Consider the following 6283-nt stretch of genomic DNA (forward strand, 5'->3'; position numbering starts at 1 on the left):
TTCTAAATCTTCTTCGATCCAGACTGACAGGTTAGAAATCGCGCGTAAGGGAGCCTTGAGATCGTGAGAGACGGTATAGGCGAAGCTGTCTAGCTCCTTATTTCGTTCGGCGAGAGCGGCTTCGGCTTCTTGCAGCTCGGTGATGTCGGTATTGGTGCCAAACCAGCGCGTAATTCGCCCCGATTCATCGCGGATCGGCAAGGCGCGAGACAAGAACCAGCGGTAGGTGCCATCTCGCCCGCGCAGCGGAAATGTGTCTTCCCAATATTCACCCGTTTCAAAGGAGTGGCGAATCCGTGTGACAACCCGATCGACATGTTCGGGATGATGCACGCTTTGCCAGCCCCAGCCCTGCATTTGGGCTAATGTGGTGCCAGTGTATTCAAACCAGCGACTGTTATACCAGAAGATCCAGCCGTTTTCGTCTGTCATCCACGCAAACTGAGACATATTATCTGCCAAGGTGCGGAATCGCTCTTCACTCTCGCGTACTGCTGCTTCAGCGCGTTTGCGATCGGTAATTTCTTGGACGACAACATTAATCCCCGCAACCTGTCCGGTTTCATCCCTGAGCGGATAGCAATTTTCGATCCAAGTCCGCTCGACTCCAGGTTGAGCTAGAGTTTCACCACTAAGTTCGAGATTTAGCAGTGGCTCTCCGGTGGCGATGACGCCATACAGGAGCGGTTCGTTTTCATCGGCTACAAGCGGCACGATTTCGCGCAGCGTGCGCCCGATATGGTCGTCAATATCGATACCGTTAATTTCTGCTAGCTGCTGATTGAGGCGGACATAGCGCAAGTCTCGATCGAGAATTGTTAGCCCGATGGGTGCGGTTTGATAAATTGCTTCGATTTCCATCAGTTGGCGTTGCACGAGTAATTGACTCTCATATAGCTCTTCCTCGGCGTGTTTGCGTTCGGTAATGTCGGTATTAAAGCCAACGACTTTGAGCAGTTCTCCTTGCAGATCGTACTGGAAATAGCTGCGATCGGACACCCATACCCAGTGCCCTGCCGCATGGCGGATGCGATATTCGCTCTCAAATCGATCGACCCCCACTGGAGCGGCTCGGAACTCCGATTGGGTGCGCTCTAAGTCGTCGGGGTGCATTCGCTCCGTCCACCAATCATTCGTTGGTGGCACATCTTCAGGTCGAAAGCCTAGCAGCTCGAACAATCCTTTGGAGCGATAGATGATTTTAGTTGGCAGATCCCACTCGTACACTGTCCCCCTTACGGCTAGCATCGCTGACTCAAATCGGGCGTTGCTCTGCGCTAGGTTAGCTTCACGTAGCTGTAGCTGCGATTGCAATCGTTTGAGTTCGGTAACATCGGTAAATGTTGCTACACAGCCGCGCAGTGCGCGATCTTCGTCAAATAGCGGCACGGCAGTTATTAGCCAGTCAAATGTCGCTCCGTCAGATCGCACCATTTGGATTTCGACATCTCGAATCGCTTGCCCTTGGGCGGTTGCCAGTTGCATCGGCAGTTGGTCGCCAGGGATTTCTCGCCCGTCGCGGTATTGACGGAATGGTAAAGTTTCGGCTTCTGCTCCAGTTGCCGAAACGTTGGTATCGGGTGACACCGTTAGCATAGTTTGACCGAATCGATTAGTACGAATGACGTTACACTGCGGGTCGTCAGCGATCGCGACCCCCACGGGCAGCGTATCGAGGATCGTTTGTAGTTCGTCAGTTTGCTCGGTCAGCTCGTGGTTGAGCTGGTGAATTTTCAGCTCGGCGACTTTGCGATCGGTAATATCGATCGCTACCCCGATAATCTGTTGGGTAGCTCCTGCTGGCGTTCTGTTAAATGCAGTGCCAGAAGTGAGCAACCACCGCCATTCACCATTTGCATGTTGCGCTCGGTATTCCAACTCCCGCGCTTTTTCACCTTGTGCCGTATCGAATCCTGCTAGATACGCCATCATGCTGGCTAAATCGTCTGGATGTATGAGATTTGGCATCACATCCGACCCCTGCTCTTGCAGTTGCGCTGACGTATAGCCCAACACTTCTAAGGAGTGGCGATTCATATAGATGTTACGCTGCTCGATGAGATCGTAGACATACACCAAACCGGGCACGGTTTCGGCGATTTTTTGGACGAATTGCTGGCTCTGTTGCAAAGCGGCTTCTACTTGCTTGAGGTGGGTAATATCGGTATTGGTGCCCACCCACTCGACAATTTCCCCCGCCGGGTCGCGAACTGGCTGGGCGCGACAGAGATACCACCGTTGGGAATTATCACCACAATTCCAGCAAAATTCGGTTTCATAGGGCATCCCAGTTTGCATAGAGAGCTGCCATAACCGCTGGGTGGCAGCAAATTCATCGGGATCTACCTGACTCCATCCGAGTGCTGTCGCTGCTGGAAAAGACATGCCGTAGTAATTGAGCCACTGTTGATTGTTAAAGCGGAATTCACCATCGGCTCCGAGTACCCACACCGCATGAGGAATCGCATCGACGATCGACTGCAATCGCTGCTGACTCTCGACCAGAGCAATTTCGGCTTGTTTGCGATCGCGAATATCGAGCATCACCCCGACAAACCGCATGGCTACCCCTGCCTGGTTGTCGAGGAATCTTCCAGTTGAGGCAACCCACACGACTGCTCCAGTGTCAGCGCGTACCAACCGATATTCGATCCGATAGAGCGATCGCTCCCTCTGGGCAGTTTCCCGTGCCTGCATCACCGCTGCGAGATCGTCAGGATGAATCCGGCTCAACCACATCTCGATGGTAGGTGCGCCAACATTAGCTGGATCGTAGCCCAAAATCTGGAAGTGTTTGGCAGACCAGATCGTTTTACCCGTGGACAGATCGGCATCCCAGGTTGCCATATCTGCGGCTGTAAGTGCCAAACTCAGCCGTTCTTCACTCTCCGACAAGTTTTCGATCGACCGCTTGCGGTCGATCGTAATACTAGCAATCTTAGTCCCAAATTCACCCAGTCGATATTCCCAATCAGTCGGCAATCGCGCCTCACCAAAGCACAACATCAGCGAACCGAGGGGTAAATTATCCATCCCCACAATCGGTACGGAATGACAAGCCCGAATGCCATGGGCGATACACAAATCCCGCCAGCTTTGCGGCCAGGATTGGTCGCTCGCAATATCGGGACAAGTTACAGGCTCACCACAATATCCAGCCGTATCACAAGTGCCGTTCGCGAAGCGGTTCTGAAGAAAAATCGCCAGCTCGTTAATCGGCGCATCCTTGAGTCCTGCGCTCAGAGACGGCGGGAAATCTGGAGTAATCGATCGGGGAAACTTCGAGCGGAGATCGTCAGTCAGTAGCACACAGGCACGGGTGTGGGGGCTGAGGTTGGCGATCGAGCTACACATAGCACTCAGACACTCATCTAGCGGCTGACCCGTAGCAACAGCCTCCAGCAGTCGCGTCTGTTCGGCGAGGATCGATTCGTGCTGTTGACGATCTAACTCCGTCACAATCCGACTGGCAAAGATGGTTAGTAACGATTCGGCTAGATGCACGTTTGCCAGCGGTTTACCATCCATGACGCCCAGCAATCCCAACACATTACCATTGGCACCACAGAACGGAATCGACATATAGCTCTCGACAGCCAGCGGTTTTAGCAACGGCGCATTCGGAAACTGAGCCTGGACATTGCGGGGATAACAGCAAAGTTTACGCTGCTCGATCGCTTCCCAGCACGGCGTATCTTGCAACCGATATTCCAGATTCTCGACGATGTTACCGCGATCGCATGTGGCGATCGTGCGCATCATTTTCGGCTCAGTCCCCTCCACCAAACCAATATAAACATAATCAGTCCCCAAGACTTTGGCAAAGTGCTTCACCAGTTCGTCGAAAAATGCCCCACCCGTCACCCTCGCGACACCTTGAGTAATCTCTACTAGTGCGGCATCGACGCTAGCGATTTGCTGCGCCGCCAAGCGCAGTTCTAGCTCCGAAACGACCATTGCCGCCAAATCCCCTAAAGTAGCCTCTTCCTCGGCGGTTAAAGGGTCGTGGGGCACAGTATCGAGCAGACACAGCGTACCCAAATTAAAGCCATCTCGATCGATCAAGGGCGCACCCGCATAAAACCGCGCCGCTACTTCGGCTTGTACGAACGGATTGCAGGTAAAGCGATCGTCGAGTCGCGTATCAGGAACGATTAGCGGCTCATCGGACAACACGGCAACATTACACAGCGCATCGTTGCGGCAGACTTCAGCAGCACCAAAACCAATGCTGGACTTGAACCAAGCTCTCGACTCATCCACCAGCGAAATCAGCACGGTAGGCTTCTTAAACAGTCGCGCGGCAAGAGCGGTAATGCGATCGAACGCTGCTTCAGGAGGTGTATCGAGGACTTGATAGCGATACAGTGCCGCCAGCCGTTCGGTTTCATTGGTAGGTAAGATCGGATTGACAGGCTGTGCTTGTACTGAGTCAGTCATGGTATTGCCTGCGGGGGGCGATTAATGCTGGTAGGCTGGGGGTATGGGGGGATCGTCGGCTGCTCCTATTTTATAGCTGTTGAGCAATCGCCGCAAAACCCGGCATCCTTGAGATGTTGGGTTTTGCGGTTGTATCCTGAATAGTTTCCACTTGTCAATCAGGGCGCGGACAATAAAATAGATAGTCGATTTATAACTTTGTTTTGATGCAAGATGTGACTAACTTTAGCTATCGACATTTACAGCTAACAACTGGGGATTTTCGATCGGCTCGGGGCGAAGTTGATAAATCGCTAGATCGAACCAAAACGTAGTGCCCACGCCGACTTCACTGGTAATATGAACTTGGCTGTGATGTTTCTCGATGATATTTTGGACGATCGAGAGTCCCAATCCCGTACCTTCAAGGGTGTGAACGCGGTTTTCGACGCGGAAGAAGCGATCGAAGATCGCCGCACAATCTTCAGGATCGATGCCGATGCCCGTATCGACGATTTCCACTCTGACGACAGGCGAAACAATCTCATCAGCCGCTTCACCAGTCACTGCGGCTCGGTAAGCCCGAATTGTGACTTTCCCATCGGCTTTGGTAAATTTGAGGGCGTTGCCGACCAGATTTGCTAGCACCTGGAGGATCAGATCGTAGTTACCCAAGACGGATGGCAGATCGGGTTCGATATCTTGACACAGTTCGATCCCTTTATCTTTGGCGTTGAGCTGATAGGTACGGAGAGTTTGTTCGATCGATCGATCTAGCTCCACCGCATCAAACAGATAAGTATGGGAGGATTCGAGCTTGGATAAATCCAATACATCATTCACCAATCTTGTCAACCGATCGGTTTCGCGATTGGCAGTATCGAGAAATTCACTCCGCTCCTCTTTAGTCAATTCATCCCCGTATTCATGCAGGGTTTCGATAAATGATTTGATATTAAATAATGGCGTTCTCAGTTCGTGAGAGACATTACTAATAAAGTGACTTTTAGCTTCATTTAATTCGACTTCCCGAGTAATATCTTGAACGGTCATCGCGATCGCCCGGACATTTTCTTTGATCGGATCGAGCACGTTGGTAATTAAGATTCTTACCGTTCGTTGTGCGGGATGGTTGAGCGTAATCCGAAATTCTTCACCATCGAGTTTACCCGCCGCCACTTGATACAGCGGACGCGTGAGTTCGGCAGATACGCTGCCAGGTAGGACATGCAGGACGTTAGCACCGTCTAAATCCAGATGATCCCACCCGAAAAAGCGCCGCGCATTGGGATTGACTAGGACGATCTGGAGATTATTATCGATTAAGACCGCACCATCGGCGATCGTCGAGATCAGGGTTTCTAGCTTAGCTTTTTCGGCAGTTAATTCGTCGATATTTTGTTCTTCAAATATCTCCAACTTTTCCGCCATTTCATTAAAACTACCGATCAGTTCGCCGAGTTCGCCACCCAAGGGTAAATCGATCCGTTGCTTGAAATTTCCCGAGGCAATATTCTTAACACCCGAAAGTAATTCTTTGATCGGCTTGGTAATTTGCAGCGCATTAAATACCGCACCCAAAATTACCATCACCCAAATCGAGACGAATACCGCGATCGTCACATCGCGCGTCAGTCCGCTCGACGCAACTACGGTAGGATTGGGATTGATGCCGATCGCCAGCGTACCGATAAATTTGCCGTCATGCTCGATCGGTACGAAGACATCAGTCACGATCCCTTCGGGTGTCTGGTGTTGGCGGACTAAAGGCAGATCGCGGCGTCCGTTACTTTCGGGTAAATGAATCCGCCGCTCGATCATTAGGGAATTTTGGACTTCTGACTCGGAAAAAGGAATCCCCAAT

The 6283-nt window shown here is 51.7% G+C and carries 2 protein-coding genes; both read right to left on the bottom strand.

Translation table 11 applies throughout. The annotated features are described in order from the left end of the window. A partial coding sequence (locus RMO35_RS14740; RefSeq protein WP_309742086.1) for a PAS domain S-box protein occupies nt 1–4440 on the bottom strand: 4440 nt, incomplete at its 3' end. A gap of 225 nt (nt 4441–4665) precedes the next feature. After that, on the bottom strand, nt 4666–6283 hold a 1618-nt coding region (locus RMO35_RS14745; protein ID WP_309742087.1), incomplete at its 5' end, for an ATP-binding protein.

The organism is Chamaesiphon sp. OTE_20_metabat_361 (assembly GCF_031364565.1).